Below are 20,066 nucleotides of genomic sequence, written 5' to 3' on the forward strand. Positions count from 1 at the left end.
CCTCCTCCTACTCGATTGTTTTCTTTTACTCTTATTCGTGGTTGTTTTTGGCTTTTTCTAATAAATCAGTGAAAAAGTGGCGTAACGAGTAGAGCATGATCAAACTTGGAATCACCATTAATGACGTTAGTATAAAGAAGGTTGACCAATCATTGAGGAAGTCGACCAGCTCACCGCTAAATGAAGCCAGAGTTGTACGACCGAAATTTCCCAATGATGCTAGCAAGGCGTATTGCGTTGCCGAGAAAGCTTGCCCAGTTAATAGCGTTAAGAAAGAGACAAATGCGACGGTCGAAAAGGCAGTCGTGAAATTATCGACAATAATCGTTGCCAAGAATAAGTTTTCATTGGGTCCTACTTGAGCAATCCATGCAAACATTAGGTTGCTGGCTGCCATGGCTACGCCGCCAATCATTAGCCCACGTACAATACCAAATTTCACATTGAAGACACTGCCAAGCAAGGTGAAGAATATGGTTGCACCCCAACCAATTAATTTGGAGTAGTGGCCGATTTGTTCATTGCTAAAGCCGATCTCTTTGTAGAAGGGAATCGACATTCTGCCTAAGAAGGCCTCACCTATCTTAAACAGGAATACGAACAGCAGTAGGGTGATGGCAACTTGAACTCCGTTTCGTTTGAAGAAGTCATAAAACGGTTCTAACACGGTAACACTGAACCAAGCCACGACTTTCGAACCGACAACCTTATTGTGGCGTTGCTGAGCCTGTTCTTGCAGGGCTTCGCGTTGTGTATTTGGCTCTCCGACAAAAAGAGTAAACAGCATTAGTACGATAACGACGCCTGCCATTCCGTAATACACGCCATTCCAACCGATTGAGTCTGCGTTAATAAAGGCAAGGTAGCCTGGTAGAGAATACCCCGTCCACCAACCAATTACGGCCATTGCAGAAGCTTGCGGCAGTTTTGATGCTTCGGATTTTGGGAAGGTATCAATACGAAATGCATCAATCGCGATGTCTTGCGTGGCTGAGGCAATGGCAATAGCGAGCGCCAACATTGAAGTAAACGCCAAGTTCTCTGCGGGATTGACGCCTGCGATGAATAAGGTACCGATTAAAACAATGGATTGGCAGAAAAAGATCCAACTGCGTCGCTGGCCGAGTATTGCGTGAAGCACCGGCAGTTTTACTCGGTCTACCAATGGTGCCCATAGAAAGTTAATCGCATACACGGCAAACACACTGCCAAAGTAGCCGATGGCAGCACGCGTTAAACCTGCATCTTTTAGCCAACCAGACATATTGGATCCAATAAGAACCCATGGGAAGCCACTCGAACAGCCGAGCATAAACACCCAAAGTAGGCGTTTATCTAGGTAGCTGCGGAAAGTCTGCATCCAAGAAAGAGAGGGAGTGCCTGATGACATAGGGCGTCCTTGTGTAGAAAAACGCCCTTAAGAAATAAGGGCGTTAGATTGGATTACTTAAGAATGGTCACTTTAGTGATGACGATTGGGTCAACTGGTATGTCTGACATGCGGCCCATTCGCTTGGTTGGAATCGTTGCCATCTTTTGAACAACATCAAAACCTTCAGTTACTTTGCCGAATACAGCGTAGCCTGGGTTGCTACCTTTTGCGTTCAAGAAGTCATTATCAGAGAAGTTAATGAAGAACTGACGAGTTGCAGAATCTGGCGCATTAGTACGAGCCATCGCGATTGTTGCTGTATCGTTCTTCAAGCCATTGCTGCCTTCATTCTTGATAGGAGCGTAAGTTGCTTGTTGATTCATCTCTTGATCGAAGCCGCCACCTTGAGCCATAAAGCCAGGAATAACACGGTGGAAGATAGTGCCTTCGTAGCTGCCGTCAGCAACGTATTTTAGGAAGTTCTCCGCACTAACCGGTGCTTGTTCTTGGTTAAGCTCAATAGTGAAGTCGCCTAATGTTGTTTCCACGTTTACTTTAGGACCAGCCCAAACGCTCACGCTCACTAGCATTAATGCGATAGAAGATAAAATACGACCCATTAGAAACGTTCCTTCATGTAAGTTTGTAGCTCTTGGTCGTTAGCGATCTCAGTAAGAACCAAGTTGATCACGTCATTAAGAACCATAGAGATGTCGTCGTTAGATGCACTCAATGCACCAGTGCGTGTTGCAGTGCCGTTGAATGTTTTAACTAGTTTGCCTTCAGGCGTTTCAGCGGTAACTTCAAGCGTTACTTTACCGTCCATTTTGTTTTCCATAATGGTGTGCTCTACGGTAACGAGTGCTTCTTGAATCTCTAAAACAATCGAGTTTTCACTGTTTACGCTCGCACGAAAACCTTGAGACTCTAACTGCTGTGCAACAGCATTTTCTAGAGAAATACGCATGTTTTGCTTAGCGTGAATTGGCTGAATGTTTGAACGGCCACTATCAACCAATGCAACATATTGAGCGGCACGAACATCTTTACTGGTTAGTGTGTATGTTTTGCCTTGTACAAGGTTGCTTGAGCTTAGTGAAGCTTCTGGCATTACATTGATCTGTTCTTGCTGAGGGGCTGAACATGCTGTCAAAGCCATAATAGAAGCAGCCAAAATCAGTTTTTTCATTCCTTTATCCTTTCTAAATTCACACCAGAAGCTCGGTATCTTAAATTCTTGTGAAGTCGTTTCTGCTTATTTATTAAAATTCGCAGGTTCTCTTGTTGCTTGTAATATCTCAAATTTTTGGTTTAGTTCAAGCGTTTCAACGTTAGCTTCACCAAATAGTCTTGCTAGTTTGACATCGTATCCGAGGTGTCGGTTGCCAATAACAATTAATTTGCCTCCATTGCTTAGAACATGCTTTGCATCACAGAACATTTGCCACGCAATGTGATCCGTAATCGCTTGTTGCTGATGGAATGGAGGATTACACATCACTAAGTAGGTGCTGTTTTTCTTGAAGCCATCTAAACAGTTGTTGGCGATGAACTGGAAGTTGCCTTCTTCACCAAGGTTATCTTTGACGTTTTGGCGCGCCGATTCCACCGCCATAAAGCTTTCATCCACACAGGTGATACGGGCTTGTGGGTTCAATTGCCCTGCTTTTACACTCAATACACCGTTGCCACAACCAAGATCGATGATATGACGTAGCTCAGGATCTTGAGGAATGTGCTCTAGCATATAGCGAGCGCCTTGATCGAGTGCTTCCCCTGAGTAAACATTTGGTAAATTTTTCAGGCGGATATCTTCACCGTCTACATCCCATTCAACAAAAGGCTCTACCGTTTGAATTGGCTGGCAGTTTGGAGATGAGAAGACTAAGCGGTGTTTTTTCTTCGCTAGTGATGTTTTGGTTTCGCCTAGGTATTTTTCGAACAGGTTAAGCGTAGAGGTGTGAATCTCTTTTACCTTGTTGACGCCGATCACTTGGCAGCCTTCAGGCAATGCTTGGCGTAGCTGACTCAATTGCCAGATTAGGTGACGATTTGTTTTTGGCAGCTGCATGATCACAAGATCGATACCGTGTGGGATATCATCCATCGTGTTCAAGAAGTTCACTCGGTTACTTTGATTGCGCTGCAAGTTTTTCAGGGCACCACGGTGAGAGATAAATGAGTCGCTCATCATAGTGACATCATGATCTTTCGAGAACCAAGCGGATAGGGCACCGAAGCTGTCGTTCATGATCAGGATGTGTTTACCAGGTTCAAGGTTCATCTCTTCAACATGGCTAATAATGTATTCGTCGCCCGCATCCCAAGCTTGAAGGGTTTCATTTGAACGTTTCGGGAAACGATGTAAGGTTAAAGTTCTATCGTGAAGGGTAAGTTCGGTTTTCATTGCTTGAGATACTTATGTAAGAAATAACAAAGATATTGTCTCAAATGCAGGCTGAACAAGATAGAAAAAACTCAACCAAACCTATGCCATTTGCTATGAAATACTCAGACACTCGACCTGTTAGGGTTTATACTCAGCCCACGGATAATGCCAATACGTTATTAAGGAATCACAATGATCCAAGAAGTTATCGAAACAAAATTGCACAATGAGTTTTCACCAAGTCATTTAAACGTGGTCAATGAGAGCTATATGCACAATGTTCCGGCTGGTTCTGAGAGTCATTTCAAAGTGATTGTTGTCAGCGATGTGTTTGAAGGTTTGCGTCTTATTGCTCGTCATCGAGCGGTAAATAAGGCACTTTCAGAAGAGTTAGCCAATAATATCCACGCACTGTCTATTCACACTTATACAAAAGATGAATGGATGAAGCAGCTAGATAGCGTGCCAGACAGTCCAATGTGTATGGGTGGCGGAAAGTAAGAAGGCCTATATACAGAGAAAAGCGCCATGGCGCTTTTTTTGTCGTCAAACGTATGTATTTTTCGTTCTTATATCACCCAAACTGATGTCAAATTGAACGAGATCAAATACCTACAATGAGTAATGTTTTTATTAACAGTGTTTCAACATAACTAGTAAAATATTAGTTTGTGACAGAGTATTAATCTCTTGTTTAAAACACGATTCAAAAGCCATTTTATCTGTGCGGCTCGTCAAATTTATACATATTTGAGAGGCCATATGCTTCAAATCTCACCAAATAAAGGCTGTATTCAAGTTATTGGTCATGGCATCGAGTTGTCAAAAAATGCTAGAATATCGCACCTGATAAATCTCACATGATTCGTGTGGTGATTTTATTATGAAAATGTTGCGATTTTGGTATCTCAAATTTACCAAAACCGGACACTGTAATGTCGTGTCTAAGGGCGATTTTAAAACGTCCTGAATTTACGCAATTAAAAGAATCTTTTTCCCGATAAAGTAGTGCAAGTGCGTATGATTACAATAAAGAAGGGTTTGGATCTTCCTATCGCAGGAACTCCATCCCAGGTGATTAATGATGGTAAGTCCATCACTAAAGTCGCCTTGCTTGGCGAAGAGTACGTTGGTATGCGTCCTACGATGCATGCTCGCGTTGGTGATGAAGTGAAGAAAGGCCAAGTTCTTTTTGCAGATAAAAAGAACCCAGGTGTTGTATTTACTTCTCCAGCAAGCGGTAAAGTTATTGAAGTGAACCGTGGTGCTAAGCGTGTTCTTCAATCAGTAGTGATTGAAGTAGCAGGCAATGAGCAAATCACGTTCAATAGCTATGAAGCTAACCAACTAGTAGGCCTTGACCGTGAAACGGTTAAAGCTCAGTTAGTTGAGTCTGGCGCATGGACCGCTTTGCGAACTCGTCCGTTCAGCAAGGTTCCAGCAGTTGATTCTGAAACTCAGGCTATTTTCGTTACTGCTATGGATACTAATCCGCTAGCAGCTGAGCCAGAATTAATCATTAACGAGCAGTCTGATGCTTTCGTTGCTGGTTTAGATCTTCTTTCAACTCTGACTAACGGTAAAGTGTACGTTTGTAAAAAAGGTACTAGCTTACCTCGTTCAGCTCAGTCTAACGTTGAAGAACATGTTTTTGATGGCCCACACCCTGCAGGTCTTGCAGGCACGCATATGCATTACCTATATCCGGTAAATGCACAAAATGTAGCGTGGAGCATTAACTACCAAGACGTTATCGCATTCGGTAAGTTGTTCCTTACTGGTGAGATTTACTCTGAGCGTGTTGTTTCTCTGGCTGGTCCAGTAGTTAATAACCCACGCCTAGTTCGTACTCAAATTGGTGCTAGCCTTGAAGAGTTGACGGACAGCGAGTTGATGCCAGGTGAAGTTCGCCTGATCTCAGGTTCAGTATTATCTGGTGTTCACGCTTCAGGTCCACATGCTTACCTTGGCCGTTACCATCAACAGGTTTCGGTTCTTCGTGAAGGTCGTGATAAAGAGCTATTTGGCTGGGCTATGCCTGGTAAGAACAAGTTCTCTGTTACTCGTTCATTCCTTGGTCACGTGTTTAAAGGTCAGTTGTTCAACATGACAACGACAACAAACGGTAGTGATCGCTCTATGGTTCCAATTGGTAACTACGAGAAAGTAATGCCATTAGATATGGAGCCTACTTTGCTGCTTCGCGATCTATGTGCTGGCGACGTTGATAGTGCACAAGCACTTGGTGCGCTAGAGCTAGATGAAGAAGATTTAGCACTGTGTACCTTTGTATGTCCTGGTAAGTACGAGTACGGTCAGTTACTTCGTGAATGCCTAGATACAATTGTGAAGGAAGGGTAATTTTCATGGGCCTTAAAAAGTTTATTGAAGACATCGAGCATCATTTTGAACCAGGTGGTAAACACGAAACGTGGTTTGCGCTTTACGAAGCTGCAGCAACACTTTTCTACACACCAGGTACAGTTACAAAGAAAAGCTCGCATGTCCGTGATAGCGTTGACTTAAAACGTATCATGATCATGGTTTGGCTTGCGGTATTCCCAGCAATGTTCTGGGGTATGTACAACGCAGGTGGTCAAGCTATTGCAGCACTAAACCACATGTATTCAGGTGCAGAACTAGTTTCTATCATTGATGGTAACTGGCACTACTGGCTAACCGAAATGCTTGGAGCCTCCTTAGGAGCCGATGCAGGTTGGGGCAGTAAGATGCTCTTGGGTGCGACTTACTTCTTACCTATCTACGCGACGGTCTTTATCGTTGGTGGTTTCTGGGAAGTACTGTTCTGTATGGTGCGTAAGCACGAAGTTAACGAAGGTTTCTTTGTTACTTCTATCTTGTTCGCGCTTATTGTTCCGCCAACACTTCCTCTATGGCAAGCTGCACTAGGTATTACCTTCGGTGTTGTTGTTGCTAAAGAGATTTTTGGTGGTACGGGTCGTAACTTCCTAAACCCTGCACTTGCTGGCCGTGCGTTCCTATTCTTTGCATACCCTGCTCAGATTTCTGGTGACGTAGTTTGGACTGCCGCTGATGGTTTCTCTGGTGCAACAGCGCTTAGCCAATGGGCTCAAGGCGGTGGTAGCGCGCTAATGAACACGGTATCTGGTGAGACGATCACTTGGATGGACGCATTCATTGGTAACATTCCAGGTTCTATCGGTGAAGTATCAACGCTTGCACTTATGATCGGTGCTGCAATGATCGTATACATGGGCATTGCTTCATGGCGCATCATTGCTGGTGTTATGATCGGTATGATTGCTGTATCAACATTGTTTAATGTGATCGGTTCTGACACTAACGCAATGTTCAGCATGCCTTGGCACTGGCACCTAGTTCTAGGTGGCTTCGCATTTGGTATGTTCTTCATGGCAACAGACCCTGTATCAGCGTCATTTACCAATGGTGGTAAGTGGTGGTACGGCATCCTAATCGGCGCAATGTGTGTAATGATTCGTGTAGTTAACCCTGCATACCCAGAAGGCATGATGCTTGCGATCCTATTCGCAAACCTATTTGCTCCTCTGTTTGACCACGTTGTAATCGAGAAGAACATTAAGCGGAGACTAGCGCGCTATGGCAAGTAATAACGATAGCATTAAAAAGACGCTGTTTGTTGTTATCGCATTGAGCTTAGTGTGCTCAATCATCGTTTCAACAGCTGCAGTTGTTCTTAAACCTAAGCAACAAGCTAACGCGGTTCTGGATCAGCAAACCAAGATCCTTGAAGTTGCGGGCATTGAACTTGCGGGTAATATCCCTGAACTGTACGCAGAGAACATTGAACCTCGTCTAGTTGATTTCGCTACTGGCGATTTCGTTGACGGCGACGCTGCTGCATACGACCAACGTAAAGCGGCAAAAGATCCAGCTCAGTCAATCAAGCTTTCAGCTGAAGATGACATCGCTAAGATCCTTCGTCGTGCTAACACGGGTACTGTATACCTTGTGAAAGATGGCGCTGAAACTTCTAAAGTTATCATCCCTGTTCACGGTAACGGTCTATGGTCAATGATGTACGCATTCGTTGCGGTAGAAACTGATGGCAACACAGTTTCTGGTATCACTTACTACGAGCAAGGTGAAACTCCTGGACTTGGTGGTGAAGTTGAGAACCCATCTTGGCGCGCTCAATTCGTTGGTAAGAAATTATTCGACGAAAACCACAAACCTGCTATTCAGGTTGTTAAAGGTGGCGCTCCTCAAGGTTCTGAGCACGGTGTAGATGGCCTTTCTGGTGCAACACTGACTAGCGTTGGTGTTCAACATACATTTGACTTCTGGTTAGGTGATATGGGCTTTGGTCCGTTCCTAGCAAAAGTTCGTGACGGAGGTCTGAACTAATGTCTAGTGCAAAAGAAATTAAAAAGAGCATCTTAGCGCCGGTGTTGGACAACAACCCAATCGCGCTACAGGTTCTTGGTGTGTGTTCTGCTCTTGCGGTAACCACTAAGCTAGAAACAGCATTTGTTATGACTATTGCGGTAATGTTTGTTACTGCTCTGTCTAACTTCTTCGTTTCTTTGATCCGTAACCACATTCCTAACAGTGTGCGTATCATCGTTCAGATGGCAATTATCGCATCACTAGTAATCGTGGTAGACCAAGTGCTTAAAGCATACCTATACGATATCTCTAAGCAGCTATCTGTATTCGTAGGCCTAATCATTACTAACTGTATTGTAATGGGTCGTGCTGAAGCATTCGCAATGAAGTCTGCGCCAATCCCATCTCTAATCGATGGTCTTGGTAACGGTCTTGGTTACGGTTTCGTTCTTATCACTGTTGGTTTCTTCCGTGAGCTTCTAGGCTCTGGCAAACTATTTGGTATGGAAGTACTACCTCTAGTGAGCAACGGTGGTTGGTATCAGCCAAACGGCTTGATGCTTCTAGCACCTTCTGCATTCTTCCTAATTGGTTTCTTGATTTGGGCAATTCGTGTGTTCAAACCAGAACAAGTAGAAGCGAAGGGGTAAGGTAGTCATGGAACATTATATTAGTCTGCTAGTTAAATCGATTTTCATCGAAAACATGGCGCTTTCTTTCTTCCTAGGTATGTGTACATTCCTAGCGGTATCTAAGAAAGTTAAAACTTCTTTTGGTCTTGGTGTTGCGGTAGTTGTAGTACTTACAATCGCTGTTCCTGTAAACAACCTTGTTTACACACACATCCTGAAAGAAAACGCGCTTGTTGAAGGTGTCGATTTAAGTTTCCTTAACTTCATCGCATTCATCGGTGTTATCGCGGCACTTGTACAAATCCTAGAGATGGTTCTAGACCGTTTCTTCCCACCTTTGTACAACGCACTAGGTATCTTCCTTCCACTGATCACAGTTAACTGTGCAATCTTTGGTGGTGTATCTTTCATGGTAACTCGTGACTACAACTTTGCTGAATCTGTTGTTTACGGCTTCGGTTCTGGTGTGGGTTGGATGTTAGCTATCGTTGCTCTTGCGGGTATCCGTGAGAAGATGAAGTACTCTGACGTACCTCCAGGTCTTCGTGGCCTTGGTATCACGTTCATTACTGTTGGTCTGATGGCGTTAGGCTTTATGTCTTTCTCTGGTGTTCAACTGTAGGGTAAGCACCCAGTAATAAGGAATAACAAATGTTTAGTATTATTCTTGGCGTAGCGATGTTTACCATTATTGTACTGGCTCTAGTACTAGTGATTCTTTTCGCTAAGTCTAAGTTAGTACCATCAGGTGACATCACTATTTCAGTAAACGGCGACCCTGAAAAGGCGATCGTTACTCAACCTGGTAGCAAGCTACTTGGTGCCCTGGCTGGCGCTGGTATCTTCGTATCTTCTGCTTGTGGTGGCGGTGGCTCTTGTGGTCAGTGTCGTGTAAAAGTTAAGTCTGGTGGTGGCGACATCCTTCCAACTGAACTTGATCACATCACAAAAGGTGAAGCTCGCGAAGGCGAACGTCTTGCATGTCAAGTTGCTATGAAAACTGACATGGAGATTGAACTAGACGAAGATATCTTTGGTGTTAAAAAGTGGGAATGTACTGTTATCTCGAATAACAACGAAGCTACTTTCATCAAAGAACTTGCTCTAGCGATCCCTGAAGGTGAAGAAGTTCCGTTCCGCGCGGGTGGTTACATTCAGATTGAAGCTGAACCACATCACGTGAAATACGCAGATTACGATATTCCTGAGGAATACCGTGGTGACTGGGATAAGTTCAACTTGTTCCGTTATGAGTCTATCGTTAAAGAGCATTCGATCCGTGCTTACTCTATGGCTTCATACCCAGAAGAGAAAGGCATCATCAAGCTTAACGTGCGTATCGCAACTCCGCCGCCAAACAACCCTGACGTAGCTCCTGGTGTTATGTCTTCATACATCTGGTCTCTTAAAGAAGGCGACAAATGTACTATTTCTGGTCCATTTGGTGAGTTCTTTGCTAAAGACACAGACAATGAAATGGTATTCATCGGTGGTGGTGCAGGTATGGCGCCTATGCGTTCTCATATCTTCGACCAACTTAAGCGTCTTAAGTCTACTCGTAAGATGTCTTACTGGTATGGCGCGCGTTCTAAGCGTGAGATGTTCTACATTGAAGATTTCGATGGCCTAGCGGCTGCAAACGAAAACTTCGTGTGGCACTGTGCACTGTCTGATCCTCAACCAGAGGACAACTGGGACGGTTACACTGGTTTCATCCACAACGTACTGTACGAAAACTACCTGAAGGATCACGAAGCTCCTGAAGATTGTGAGTACTACATGTGTGGTCCACCGATGATGAACGCTGCTGTTATCGGCATGCTGAAAGATCTTGGTGTAGAAGATGAAAACATCCTACTAGATGACTTCGGTGGTTAATCCACTTAAGTGATTGATATTATGGCTGACTCCTACGAGTCAGCCATTTGTTTTTCTAAGACAGCTTTTGACAACATACTGGCTTATATAAGAAAGAGTAAGGCATTCAAAATACCTATTTTTTACTCTTATTTTTCCTTATATAAATCCTCAACATTAGACAGGAGTAAGCAAGTGAGAATTTGGCTTGTTGCATTAACTTCTTTGATTTTTCTTGCGGGCTGTGAGCAGTCAAGAGAGCAAGTGCATTTGAGTGGCCCAACGATGGGCACGAGTTACAATATTAAATACATCAATGGTGATGAATTTCCTGAGTCTAATGAAGTTCATACAGAGATCGATCGTCTACTTGAAGAAGTAAACGACCAGATGTCGACTTACCGTGAAGATTCCGAATTAAGCCGTTTCAACCAGCATAAAGGTGCGGATGCGTTCGAAGTATCTGAGCAAACAGCGACGGTTGTGAAAGAAGCGATTCGTTTGAACGGTCTTACTGAAGGAGCTCTGGATGTAACGGTTGGTCCGTTAGTTAACTTATGGGGTTTTGGTCCTGAAGCTCGTCCTGAAGTTGTGCCATCAGATGAAGAGCTGGCGGCTCGCAAGGCTAAGATTGGTATCCATCATCTTAGTGTTGAAGGCAACATGTTGAAGAAAGACCTACCTAACCTGTATGTCGATCTATCCACGATTGCAAAAGGTTGGGGTGTTGACGTCGTCGCTGACTACCTTGATTCTATCGGTATTCACAACTACATGGTTGAAGTCGGTGGCGAAATTCGTCTGAAAGGTTTAAACCGTGAGAACGTGGGCTGGCGTATCGCGATTGAGAAACCAAGCGTTGATGAGCGTAATATCCAAGAGATCATCGAGCCGGGTGATATGGCTATCGCAACCTCTGGTGATTACCGTAACTATTTTGAACGTGATGGTGTTCGTTACTCACACATCATCAACCCTGAAACAGGAAAGCCTCTTCACCATAAAGTGGTTTCTGTGACTGTTTTAAACCCGTCTTCAATGACTGCAGACGGCTTATCTACGGGCCTTATGGTCTTAGGTGAGGAAAAAGGAATGGAAGTCGCAAACCAACATAACATCCCAGTGTTTATGGTGGTAAAAACAGCAGATGGCTTTAAAGAAATTGCTTCTGAAGCATTTAAGCCATACTTAGGTAAATAAGGTAAGCGAGATAATTATGAATACATTTCTGATTACATTTGGTGTTTTTCTTGCAGTAATCGCAGCGATGTCAATTGGCTACATTATCCAAAAGAAAGTTGTGAAAGGTAGCTGTGGCGGTTTGGGTGCTGTTGGTATTGATAAAGTATGTAACTGCCCTGAACCTTGTGACGCGCGTAAGAAGCGTGAAGCACGTGAAGCTTACCGTGAAGAGAAGCTGGCTGAGCGTCAACAAAAAGAAGCGGCTTGGAGTAAAGACCGTATCGCTTAATTGGTGACAGTCATAGGGGATAGAGTTATCTATGCCCTCAAATTGAAAAGCTCAAGATTATCGTCTTGAGCTTTTTTAGTTTTGAGGTCTAGCAATTAATCTTGGTATACCAAAAATGGAAACAGAGGCGAATGACTATTGTTCGATTTGCATGCTGTTACGCGCAAACACTAGTTGGTTTCTACCTTGCTCTTTTGCCGTATAAAGAAGCTCATCAGCGGCTTTGATCTGCTCATCTAGCTTCGCGTCTAAATCGGTTACGCCGATACTGATACTGACCTTGATTCTTTGAGAGTCATGCTCAACAACATGGCTTTCAATGGCTTCTCTCATGGACTCTAAGTTGTCAACAAAGCTCTCAAACGAACCACACGACTGAATACAAAATTCTTCGCCACCGAAGCGTACAGCAACATCATCTTTAAAATGGTCTTTGATGATCTTGCCGACTTCCACGAGGACTGCATCACCACCATCGTGACCGTAGGTGTCGTTCACTTTCTTGAAGAAGTCGATATCCATCATGGCTATACTGCGCTGCTCACAACCTTTACATGTTTGATTGAACAGGTAACGACGGTTCCATAAGCCAGTAAGAGCATCCTCGTTGGCATGTCGAAATAGCTCGTTGGCCGCTTCTTTCATATCAAGCAGTTGATGGATACGGCAGAAGAATTCTTCTTGGTTAAAAGGCTTGTAAAGGAAGTCGTTAGCCCCCGCTTTAAGGAATCGAGCTGTCATGGTGCGATCATCGCTGCCTGATAACCCTAGAATAGCCAACTGGTTTCTGTCGTGATCGCGTCGTATCTCACGGATCATCGCTATACCGTCTTTCTTCGGCATATCATGGTCTGTAACAACGAACGTAATATCGGGATCGTTATGAAGGAGCTTTAATGCTTGTTCGCCATCTTCGGCTTGGATAGTTTGGATATATTGGTGTTCTAGAAGTTGAGCTATGTAACGGCGAACGACCGCTGAATCATCGACAACCAATGCTTTGTGATGGCGATTATTCGAAATTCTTTGAACCAGGGGAAGTAGGTAGCTTACTGATGACATACTGTCTTTAAGTATGTAATCGATAACGCCTTTGGCTAGGACTTGCTCTCGCAGTTGATTGTCGAACATCCCGGTCAGGACAATGATTTTCTGTTGATAGCCTAAGACGAGATCAATGATCTCGCCGTCTTGGCCGTCAGGTAAACAGTAGTCGAGGACTGCACACAAGAAATCCGTTTCTTGCTCTAAGATCGCTTTGGCTTCTTCTACAGATTCCGCCAACGCAACTTCATAGCCATCGTTCTTAAATTGTTGGTAAAGATAGTTTCTGAATGCGCGACTATCCTCTACCACTAGTATTTTTTCACTCAAAAGCTATCCCTACTTATAGACTAAATACTCCTAACAATACTATCAGAATAGTGGGCGGCGAATGAAGTGAAACCTGTTGAGCTGGACTCCAGATCATTTTAAATCTGAGAATAATTGATTATACTGTTCATAGATACAGTTGTAAGGTTGAGTTATTTCCAAATGTGCAGTTCGGACCAAGAGAAAGTCAGAAAAATAATCCATGTCGATATGGATTGTTTTTACGCGGCTGTAGAAATGCGTGATAACCCTGCTTACCGAAATCGCCCGTTAGCTGTTGGTGGGCATGAAAAGCAACGCGGCGTTTTGAGCACCTGTAATTATGAAGCTCGCAAGTTTGGTGTTCGCTCTGCAATGCCTACCGGAAAGGCCCTACAGCTTTGTCCTAATCTATTGGTTGTGCCGGGAAGAATGTCGGTCTATGTCGAGATATCTAAAAAGATCCGTGAAATCTTCTCTCGATACACATCAATCATTGAACCACTTTCCTTGGATGAAGCTTTCCTTGATGTCACCGATTCTAAGCGGTGTCACGGTTCAGCAACACTTATTGCCGAGTCTATTCGCCGTGATATTTGGAACGAACTGAACCTGACAGCTTCTGCAGGAATTGCACCGATTAAATTCTTGGCGAAAGTGGCCTCAGATCTGAATAAGCCCAATGGTCAGTTTGTTATCCCTCCACAAGATGTGCAATCAGTGATCGATGATCTACCACTTGAAAAGATTCCTGGTGTCGGCAAGGTGAGTATTGAAAAGTTGCATCAAGCAGGCTTTTTTACTTGTAAGGATATCAAGGAGTCTGACTATCGAGACCTGCTACTCAAGTTTGGCCGTCAAGGTGCATCACTCTGGAAGCGCAGTCATGGCATTGATGATCGAGAAGTTATCATCGAGCGCGAGCGAAAATCGGTAGGTGTAGAGCGCACCTTTACCCAAAACATTTCAAGCTACGCAGAATGTTGGCAGGTAATCGAAGATAAGCTATTTCCTGAACTCGAGACTCGCTTAGAAAAGGCTAGCCCAAGCAAAGCGATCATCAAGCAGGGCATTAAGCTCAAGTTCGCCGACTTTCAACAAACTACGATTGAACACATCCATGCCTCTCTCGATCGTGAACACTTCAAAGAGCTGCTTAATGAAATACTGAAAAGACAACAGGGGCGAGAAATACGCCTGCTTGGTTTAAGCGTAATGCTGCAACCTAAAGACCAAATGCGTCAGTTGAGCTTCTTTTAAAGATAATGAGTGAGATGAATACCGACTACGCTTCATAGCCTAGTCGGTTTTTTATAAGTAAGAATTACCTAGGAAGTTGTTTTACTCGCGCTAAGGTATCACTGAACGGTTGCTGCTCTAGCTTGCCGTAACCGACCATTTTACTGGCTTTGAGTTTGGTTGAAAGCGGGGTGGCGATTCCACATAAGAAGCGAGTAATTGCCTCGTCGGTAATCAGTTGTTGGCTAGCCGAAATAAACTCATGTATCCATGTCATCACCGTCTCATCATCGATAGGTTCAACATCAACGGTTGGTAAGATTGCCACTTCTCCTCGACATACAGAGCAGTGACCGCAGTTTGTTGGTGCTTTATCATCGGCAAAATAACTCGCAAGGCGTGAGCTTAGGCAAGTATCCGCCTCAAAGAAATTCAGCATTTGGTTAAGGCGGTTTATCTCGCTGTTTTCTTTTGCTTTAAACAACTCAGTTAGACGCTCTGACAGTTGCATCATATCTTCAGAAGTATTGTGGATCGCGTAGACATCGGTGATCTGCTTGCTTTCTAGTTCAATCCAACCTTGTTCATTGAAGTAGTCGATAGCTGCAATTACGCGCTGACGATCGGCTTGGAAGTGTGTCCAAAGCGCATCGAAGTCGACTTGGCACCACACTCTTGCTTGAGGAGAGCATTGGAAAATCGCTTCGACAAATTGACGACGTTCACTTTGAAATTGCTCTGTGATCTGCTGTTTCGGACGAATGAACTTAAATTTGTAGTCTGCGAAGTAGCTGTACTTGGGCTCAATCACACCTTCAATTTCGAGATACACCAGTAGTGTTTTTAGCGGTAACTGACGAATGTTGGATTCACGTGATAGTTGATTAAGCATGATCTCCCATTGATTCGAGCCAGAAGCGCCAATGTTTTGATTTTCGTAGATCTCTTTTAATACCGCTTGGATCGATATGTTGTCTGGCGTATCACCAAAAACGAAGTTCTCGAGTGTGCTTAAACCGTGTTTGTTAGCCAGTAAAATACATTCAGACGCTTGCCCATCTCGACCAGCTCTGCCGATCTCTTGTGAGTAGTTTTCGATCGATTTTGGTAAGTCAAAGTGAATCACTCGGCGAATGTTGGACTTATCCACGCCCATACCAAACGCGATAGTTGCGACGATACAGCTCACGTCATCATTCATGAATTGGTGTTGAATAGCATCTCTATTTTCAGGCTTAAGACCCGCATGGTAAGCCACTGCATTAACGCCAGCATTGCGAAGCTGCTGAGCCACCATCTCTGCCGTTTGTTGAAGGGTGACATAAACAATAGTTGGAGCGAGAGAAGCTTGGTTAACGACATTACACAAGGTTTCTAGCTTGCTGGTTTGTTCGCAAGGTTGAATCGACAGGTCGAGGTTTTGACGATAGAACCCCGTAACCACAACGCGTTCCTCATCAATTTCGAACTTCGATTTCATATCTTGGATAACAGATGTCGTCGCGGTTGCTGTCAGTAGCAGCACTTGAGGAATATTGAGCTGTTTCTGATATTGAGGAAGCTTCAGATAATCTGGTCTGAAGTTGTGTCCCCATTCTGAAATACAGTGCGCTTCATCTACCACCAGTAACGAGATCGGCACTTGGGAGATAAACTGGCGAAAGCGTTCGTTTTTCAAGCGCTCAACGGAGATCATGAGGATCTTGGTGTCACCGTTACGTACCGACTGCATAACCTGTTGTGTGGTTTGTCTGTCTTGGCTTGACTCGATTGCAGCTGCGCTAATGCCTTTACTGTGCAGGAAAGCGAGTTGGTCTTTCATCAAGGCTAACAGTGGCGATATCACCAAGGTTAAGTGCGGTAACTCTAATGCTGGTAATTGATAGCACAGCGATTTACCTGAACCTGTCGGGAATATCGCGGCAGTCGAGTGACCAGATAGAACGTTATCAATGACTTGCTTTTGCCCATTGCGCAGTGAGTCGAATCCGAATACTTGTTGTAGCTTCTGCTCAATCATTTATGTTCTACCTGAGTTATTAAGTGTCGTATTGATGCTAAAGCGGGCGCCCATTCATGATAGCGTCGCTTGATGAATCAAATGTCTTGCACCTGATTGTACCTAATTCTATTCTGTAGCTCCTATAGAAAAGCACCCCAATAGTATGAATAAGTCTGAGCTTCGCCAAATAATCATAGAGCAACTTGAATCCCGATTACGTATCGCACAATCTGCTACTCAACGCGCTATTGATGCTGCGACAGATGAAGAGACAGTGCCTGAACATAAGTACGATACATTGGCATTAGAAGCTTCGTATCTCGCCCATGGTCAAGCGGTGAGGGTACAAGAGTGTGAAGACGATATTCAGTGTTATCGTAACTTAGTGTTGCGTGATAGTGAGAAGGTTACGGTGAGCAGTTACGTTGTGGTCATTGACGAGCATGATCAATATAAACACTTTTTTATGGGGCCGAGAGTCGGCGGACTTTCTGTCACGTGGAATGAGAATGAGATTGCCATCGTGACGGCAAATGCACCTTTTGGCCAGGCTCTAATGGGTAAAGAAATTGGTGATGAGATTGAGTTTAAGGTCGCAGATAAACAGTTTTGCTACGAAGTTATCTCTATCGACTAACTAACTGACTAATAGATATAAAACGTTTCTCTGACAAAGGAGCATATACCAAGGGTATAGTAATCTGTCAGATTGATGAGAGGATGTTATGAAAAGCAATATATTTATGAAAAACAGTGTATTAATTGCATCGTTAACAGCGGCGATCTCTGTTGTGAGCCTGCCAACATTTGCGGCTCAATGTCGAGTTGATTTGAAGAATGAGTTGCGAATCGATGACCAAAAAGTCGAAATTCATCAGGTAAATGGTGATACCGCCGTGTTCGATGATAATAACGATCTCTATATTCATGGCGAGAAAGTTGAGCTTGATGCTGACCAACAAGCGGCGATTGAAAAATATCGTGAGAGTATGAGTGAGTACATACCACGAGCTAAGCAGATGGCAAGCGAAAGTCTCGCATTAGCCAATGATGTGATTGATGATATTGCTGTTAGTTTAGACTCTCCAGAATCGTTTGATAACGTAAAAGAGTCGATGAAAACGTTTTTCGCAGACCTAGAAGCCCGTTACTACAAAGATGGCGAGCTGGTTTTGCCTGCAGACAGCTTTGAGTCGATGGCCAATGGTTGGTCTGAAGACTTCGAAAAAGCTAAAGAGATCTTTAACCAAGAGTTTATTTCTAGTGCTTTTAATGCCATGTCAGAAAAGATGAAGCAAGAAGGTGGGCTCAACCTGACTGAACTGGCTGACAGTATGGCTGAATTAAAGCTGAAAGTTGAAGAGCGAATGAAAGAACACTCTCAACAAGTACAGGAGGAAGCGAATGAGTTCTGTGATTCACTTGATGAGATGGCAGAACAAGAGCAAGAACTGCATGAAATCATTCCGAACTTAAAAGATTACCAAGTCTTCACAATTTAATTCGAGTCTAGTGATGAATAGTAAGAGCACCGGTCGGTGCTCTTTTTGTTTGTATAAATGGAACCACACGGCGAGTATTTATCTCAATTCAATCCATTTCCTTCTTAAGCCTACTGTTTCGCTTTGTTGCTTATAATTGAACGATAAGACTGGTTTTTTGTTAATTTTGTTGTTCTAAATAGCGCATTGATTGTAAAAATCAGAGAATTGTTCATTTATTGGTTGTGCCTATCATTGCTTTTTATTACTGTACTTCTCAACTAGTTCACTGATTTTTAATGCGGGCGATATGGACCAACAATCTTCCTCTTCAAGAGAGCACTTTAGCTCTCGTTTAGGTTTTATTTTAGCAGCGGCTGGTGCAGCGGTTGGCTTGGGTAATATTTGGGGTTTCCCGACTCAAGTTGCTAGCAACGGTGGTGGCGCTTTCCTTTTAGTCTATTTGATCATGATCTTCGTGGTTGCTTTCCCTATGTTGGTGGTTGAGATGACTATAGGCCGTCACGGCCAAGCAAACCCAGTTGATAGCATGCGATCTTTGACGACAAACCCTTTGGGTAAGAAAGTCGGTGAGTTTGTCGGTTGGGTTGGACTGAGTGTACCAAGCGCAGTGTTGGCGTTTTACAGTATTGTTGGTGGCTGGTTGATCTGTTTCCTAATTGGTGCGGTCGCGGATCTTATCGGCCTAGAAGCGATTGCTGATTGGTTTAAGGGCTTCAGTGTTGAGCGCAACGTATTTGGTACCGTCGCGTTCTATGTACTGACTATCTTGATTGTGCAGGGCGGTGTTAAGCAAGGCATCGAGAAATGGTCGACTCGTTTGATGCCTGCGCTGTTTGTTTTATTTGGCTTATTGTTTGTTTACATCATGACGCAATCTGGCGCGATGGAAGGCCTAAAACATTACCTTATTCCAGACTTTGAGAAAGTGTGGGATAGAAAACTGATTCTGGCGGCAATGGGACAGGGGTTCTTCTCACTCACTATTGGCGGTTGCTCGATGTTGGTTTATGGCTCTTACTTAAGCAAGAAAGAGAACCTACCAAAAATGGCGATGAACGTAACTCTGGTGGATACTGCTGTCGCTTTTATTGCTGGATTAGTGGTGATGCCAGCAATGTTTGTTGCGATGCAAAAAGGCGTTCAAATCTACGCTGAAGACGGCTCACTATTAAGCTCTGACACTCTAGTATTCACGGTTTTGCCGTTGATGTTTGATAGTTTAGGTGTGCTTGGACAGATCTTTGCGATTGTGTTCTTTTTACTACTAACGATTGCTGCACTGACTTCTTCGATTTCGATGCTTGAAGGCCCGGTTGCGCTAGTGAGTGAGCGTTTCAATACTAGACGAACGCCAACAAGCTGGGTGATTGGTGGTGCTATCGCGCTGTTTAGTGTGGTGATTGTTTACAACTTTGCTGCGATGTTTGGCATGGTAGCGATGATTGCAACTCAGTATCTTCAACCAGTCGCTGCACTGATGTTCTGTGTGTTTGGTGGTTGGGTATGGAGCCGAGCTTCAAAAGTGAAAGAGCTTGAACAAGGCAGTCCTGATTTTCAACTTGGTTGGTTTGGTAAGGTTTGGCCAATGTATGTGAAATTTGTGTGCCCAATTTTGGTAGCAACGGTTATCTGGGCATCTTTCGGTTAATGCAGAACCCTATCTGGGCTTTTTGAAATTACCTCCTCTGAACTTGAAATATTAAGCACAAAGCCACTCATAAAGAGTGGCTTTGTTGTTTGTGCGCCGAGCATGGCGTTGATCTAGGAGGTGAAAGTCCTCTACGGGCTCAGTCGAGCGAGAACCGTTAGCCTATGCAAGGGTGTTCACCGTGAGGTGAAATCTGAAGGAAGCAAATGGCAAAACTTGGTTGTGACGAACAGAAATCTGATAGTAGG

At 43.9% G+C, this 20,066-nt stretch carries 19 protein-coding genes; 13 read left to right on the plus strand and 6 right to left on the minus strand.

Annotated elements, in window-relative coordinates:
• Positions 1-31: 31 nt before the first annotated feature.
• From AB4161_RS21445 to AB4161_RS21460, 4 genes are all read right to left on the minus strand, one after another.
• Positions 32-1,390 (minus strand): AmpG family muropeptide MFS transporter, encoded by a 1,359-nt coding sequence (locus tag AB4161_RS21445; protein ID WP_372084247.1) that lies wholly within the window; start codon positions 1,388-1,390, stop codon positions 32-34.
• Positions 1,391-1,443: 53 nt separating this feature from the next.
• On the minus strand, positions 1,444-1,992 hold the full coding sequence (locus AB4161_RS21450; protein WP_372084249.1) for a peptidylprolyl isomerase: 549 nt from the start codon (positions 1,990-1,992) through the stop codon (positions 1,444-1,446).
• Entirely contained in the window at positions 1,992-2,561 is a 570-nt protein-coding gene (locus tag AB4161_RS21455; RefSeq protein WP_017059907.1) for a YajG family lipoprotein, read from the minus strand. The genes AB4161_RS21450 and AB4161_RS21455 overlap by 1 nt, the downstream gene beginning before the upstream one ends.
• A gap of 66 nt (positions 2,562-2,627) precedes the next feature.
• The gene (locus tag AB4161_RS21460) at positions 2,628-3,779 is read right to left on the minus strand and encodes a methyltransferase (RefSeq protein WP_372084251.1); all 1,152 of its coding nucleotides are present in this window, start codon (positions 3,777-3,779) and stop codon (positions 2,628-2,630) included.
• A gap of 174 nt (positions 3,780-3,953) precedes the next feature.
• Between AB4161_RS21460 and bolA the strand changes: the two genes are divergently transcribed.
• The 9 genes from bolA (at position 3,954) to nqrM (ending at position 12,071) form a co-directional block, all read left to right on the plus strand.
• Positions 3,954-4,262: a transcriptional regulator BolA gene (gene bolA, locus AB4161_RS21465; protein ID WP_017059909.1), complete on the plus strand. Its 309-nt coding sequence runs from the start codon at positions 3,954-3,956 to the stop codon at positions 4,260-4,262.
• Positions 4,263-4,781: 519 nt separating this feature from the next.
• Complete coding sequence (locus tag AB4161_RS21470) at positions 4,782-6,122, plus strand: Na(+)-translocating NADH-quinone reductase subunit A (protein ID WP_017080319.1); 1,341 nt, start codon at positions 4,782-4,784, stop codon at positions 6,120-6,122.
• Between the two features lie 5 nt (positions 6,123-6,127).
• On the plus strand, positions 6,128-7,372 hold the full coding sequence (locus AB4161_RS21475; protein ID WP_010439046.1) for an NADH:ubiquinone reductase (Na(+)-transporting) subunit B: 1,245 nt from the start codon (positions 6,128-6,130) through the stop codon (positions 7,370-7,372).
• Positions 7,362-8,129, plus strand: a complete 768-nt coding sequence (locus tag AB4161_RS21480) for a Na(+)-translocating NADH-quinone reductase subunit C (protein ID WP_017059911.1) — start codon at positions 7,362-7,364, stop codon at positions 8,127-8,129. The genes AB4161_RS21475 and AB4161_RS21480 overlap by 11 nt, the downstream gene beginning before the upstream one ends.
• Positions 8,129-8,761 carry an NADH:ubiquinone reductase (Na(+)-transporting) subunit D gene (locus AB4161_RS21485; RefSeq protein WP_008223083.1) on the plus strand — a complete coding sequence of 211 codons (633 nt, stop codon included), beginning with the start codon at positions 8,129-8,131 and terminating at the stop codon, positions 8,759-8,761. The genes AB4161_RS21480 and AB4161_RS21485 overlap by 1 nt, the downstream gene beginning before the upstream one ends.
• Positions 8,762-8,768: 7 nt before the next feature.
• A complete protein-coding gene (gene nqrE / locus AB4161_RS21490; protein ID WP_009848375.1) occupies positions 8,769-9,365 on the plus strand; it encodes an NADH:ubiquinone reductase (Na(+)-transporting) subunit E in 597 nt (198 codons plus the stop codon).
• Between the two features lie 29 nt (positions 9,366-9,394).
• A complete protein-coding gene (nqrF, locus tag AB4161_RS21495; RefSeq protein ID WP_017059912.1) occupies positions 9,395-10,621 on the plus strand; it encodes an NADH:ubiquinone reductase (Na(+)-transporting) subunit F in 1,227 nt (408 codons plus the stop codon).
• A 174-nt stretch (positions 10,622-10,795) separates the two neighbouring features.
• Positions 10,796-11,800 carry an FAD:protein FMN transferase gene (locus AB4161_RS21500; RefSeq protein WP_017059913.1) on the plus strand — a complete coding sequence of 335 codons (1,005 nt, stop codon included), beginning with the start codon at positions 10,796-10,798 and terminating at the stop codon, positions 11,798-11,800.
• 16 nt (positions 11,801-11,816) lie between these two features.
• Complete coding sequence (gene nqrM / locus AB4161_RS21505) at positions 11,817-12,071, plus strand: (Na+)-NQR maturation NqrM (protein ID WP_009848378.1); 255 nt, start codon at positions 11,817-11,819, stop codon at positions 12,069-12,071.
• 135 nt (positions 12,072-12,206) lie between these two features.
• On the opposite strand, the gene AB4161_RS21510 is transcribed toward nqrM, so the two are convergent.
• The gene (locus AB4161_RS21510; protein WP_102333772.1) at positions 12,207-13,445 is read right to left on the minus strand and encodes a response regulator; all 1,239 of its coding nucleotides are present in this window, start codon (positions 13,443-13,445) and stop codon (positions 12,207-12,209) included.
• Between the two features lie 162 nt (positions 13,446-13,607).
• Between AB4161_RS21510 and dinB the strand changes: the two genes are divergently transcribed.
• Positions 13,608-14,684, plus strand: a complete 1,077-nt coding sequence (gene dinB, locus AB4161_RS21515; protein WP_372084252.1) for a DNA polymerase IV — start codon at positions 13,608-13,610, stop codon at positions 14,682-14,684.
• 64 nt (positions 14,685-14,748) lie between these two features.
• Here the strand turns inward: dinB and AB4161_RS21520 are convergent, their stop codons facing one another.
• Positions 14,749-16,683 carry an ATP-dependent DNA helicase RecQ gene (locus tag AB4161_RS21520; RefSeq protein WP_372084253.1) on the minus strand — a complete coding sequence of 645 codons (1,935 nt, stop codon included), beginning with the start codon at positions 16,681-16,683 and terminating at the stop codon, positions 14,749-14,751.
• A gap of 145 nt (positions 16,684-16,828) precedes the next feature.
• Between AB4161_RS21520 and AB4161_RS21525 the strand changes: the two genes are divergently transcribed.
• From AB4161_RS21525 to AB4161_RS21535, 3 genes are all read left to right on the plus strand, one after another.
• Positions 16,829-17,302: a GreA/GreB family elongation factor gene (locus AB4161_RS21525; RefSeq protein ID WP_372084254.1), complete on the plus strand. Its 474-nt coding sequence runs from the start codon at positions 16,829-16,831 to the stop codon at positions 17,300-17,302.
• Positions 17,303-17,390: 88 nt separating this feature from the next.
• Positions 17,391-18,167 (plus strand): YggN family protein, encoded by a 777-nt coding sequence (locus AB4161_RS21530; RefSeq protein WP_372084256.1) that lies wholly within the window; start codon positions 17,391-17,393, stop codon positions 18,165-18,167.
• A 289-nt stretch (positions 18,168-18,456) separates the two neighbouring features.
• Complete coding sequence (locus AB4161_RS21535; protein WP_372084258.1) at positions 18,457-19,818, plus strand: sodium-dependent transporter; 1,362 nt, start codon at positions 18,457-18,459, stop codon at positions 19,816-19,818.
• Positions 19,819-20,066 lie beyond the last annotated feature (248 nt).

Origin of the sequence: Vibrio sp. 10N.286.51.E5 (assembly GCF_041469125.1) — a bacterium.
In the GTDB taxonomy this organism is placed as follows: domain Bacteria; phylum Pseudomonadota; class Gammaproteobacteria; order Enterobacterales; family Vibrionaceae; genus Vibrio; species Vibrio crassostreae_C.